This window comes from Herbaspirillum sp. UBA812 (assembly GCF_002296545.1).
Lineage (GTDB): Bacteria > Pseudomonadota > Gammaproteobacteria > Burkholderiales > Burkholderiaceae_D > Herbaspirillum > Herbaspirillum huttiense.
In genome coordinates, this window is record NZ_DBIC01000373.1 from 1 (window position 1) to 1,689 (window position 1,689).

General features: G+C 60.4%; 3 protein-coding genes. All 3 read left to right on the forward strand.

The window, feature by feature from the left end:
- Window positions 1-216: 216 nt before the first annotated feature.
- A complete protein-coding gene (locus tag B3873_RS24535; RefSeq protein WP_286869612.1) occupies window positions 217-408 on the forward strand; it encodes a hypothetical protein in 192 nt (63 codons plus the stop codon).
- A 104-nt stretch (window positions 409-512) separates the two neighbouring features.
- Entirely contained in the window at window positions 513-1,292 is a 780-nt protein-coding gene (locus tag B3873_RS24540; RefSeq protein ID WP_243442966.1) for a molybdate ABC transporter substrate-binding protein, read from the forward strand.
- Between the two features lie 83 nt (window positions 1,293-1,375).
- Window positions 1,376-1,543: a hypothetical protein gene (locus tag B3873_RS24545; protein ID WP_259434040.1), complete on the forward strand. Its 168-nt coding sequence runs from the start codon at window positions 1,376-1,378 to the stop codon at window positions 1,541-1,543.
- Window positions 1,544-1,689 lie beyond the last annotated feature (146 nt).

The following is a 1,689-nucleotide window of genomic DNA, read 5'->3' on the forward strand; positions in this document are numbered from 1 at the left end:
AAGCTCAAGGCGAAGTCCACCGTGCCAAACCTGAAGAACGCGAATTGACCGGTCCGCCGAGACGATCAGGCACCGATCGAAAGTTGACGAACGCTGCACGGAGGGCTTGAATCTTGATTGCGGCGGCTCTGAGAGACGGTGACTCTTCCAACCCGCTGACGAAATTCACTTTGCGCTTACTCCGCCGGTTCTGGGCTCTCGCCAAAGAGTAATGACATGTCAGAGCAGTTCGTTAAAGCGATGAAGCATGATCACATGGCCTTCATGAAAAGCCCGATGTGCCGACAGCCCATGCATCTGGCCTTTACCTTCGAGAAATTAGATGAGCGCTATCCACACAATGCCCTGAAACTCGGTCCACTTCGCGAGTTTAGAGCGGGTAGCCGCCTCGGCAACTTGACGATGTGAGACGGTCCTGAATTGCAGGGACAACGCCACATCGTATAATCGGTGCCGACGTATTTGTCTGCCGCTCATTTCCCGTCCCCCGTATTCCATCACCTGGAGTCACCGTGCGTGCGTTCCGTCTTCCGCTGCTGTTCGCTGCGACCTTTTCCGTTTTTTCTTCCTTCGTTGCCCTACCTGCTTGTGCGGACGAACTCCGGGTGCTCGCCGCCGGGGCCATCGCGCCCATCGTGCGCACGGTGGCCGCCGACTTCGAGCGGCGCAGCGGCATCCACGTCACGGTAGACAACGCCACGGGCGGCGTCGTGGACAAGCGCGTGCGATCGGGTGCGGCGGCGGATGTGGTGGTGGCACCGGATGGCGTGTTGCGCGGACTGGGCAAGGACGGCTATCTGAATCTGGCCAGCGAGCGGCCGATTGCACGGGTGGGGATTGCCGTGGCGGTCAGGCAAGGCGCGCCCTCGCCTGCCATCGCCACCGTGGCGCAATTCAGGAAGGCCTTGCTCGACGCGCCTTCCGTCGCGGTGATCGATCCCAAGGCCGGCGGGTCGAGCGGCATCTATCTGGAAAAATTGTTTGAACGGCTTGGCATCGCCGGTCAGATGCACGCCAAGGAAGTGCTGGTACCTGGTGGACTGGTGGCGGAAAAACTGGTGGATGGGAGTGCGGCGCTGGCATTGCATCAGCAGAGCGAGATTCTGCTGGTCAAGGGGGCGAAGCTGGTGGGGCCGTTGCCGGCGGACATTCAGAATTACACGGTGTATGTGGGGGCCGTGGGGGCGCGCACTGCATCGGGTGCGACAGGGCGGGCGTTTCTGACCATGTTCGGAGAGGAAACGGCGCGCAGGGCGATGGTGGAGCATGGGTTGTTGCCTGAGGGGGACTGACGCATTTGCTCTTGCGAAGGACACCGGACCATCCCGGGAGTAAGATACCGCGAACAAACATCCCCCAGCAGGAGCCAGGCATCATGAGCGAACGTCGCGTCCCTCCCGTCAGTCCGATTCGTGGCGTTCAGCCGCTTTCGGAGGTCAGCGTCAAACGGACTTATTTTCGGCAACTGAATCAATGGCGCAAGATGTCCGAGAAATATGCCAAGGAGAGGAAGGCGCGGGAGGCCAAGGAGCAGGATAAGTAAGCCGGAGACTGAATTTGCCGGGATGTGGCAACGCGCTGACAGCATCCATCGCCCATCCCGGCTGCTCCTGTCCCAAAGGCCCGGTTTGCCGGAGCAGGACAATCCCGCGTAAAATACGCGGTCTCGCGGGTGTAGCTCAATGGTAG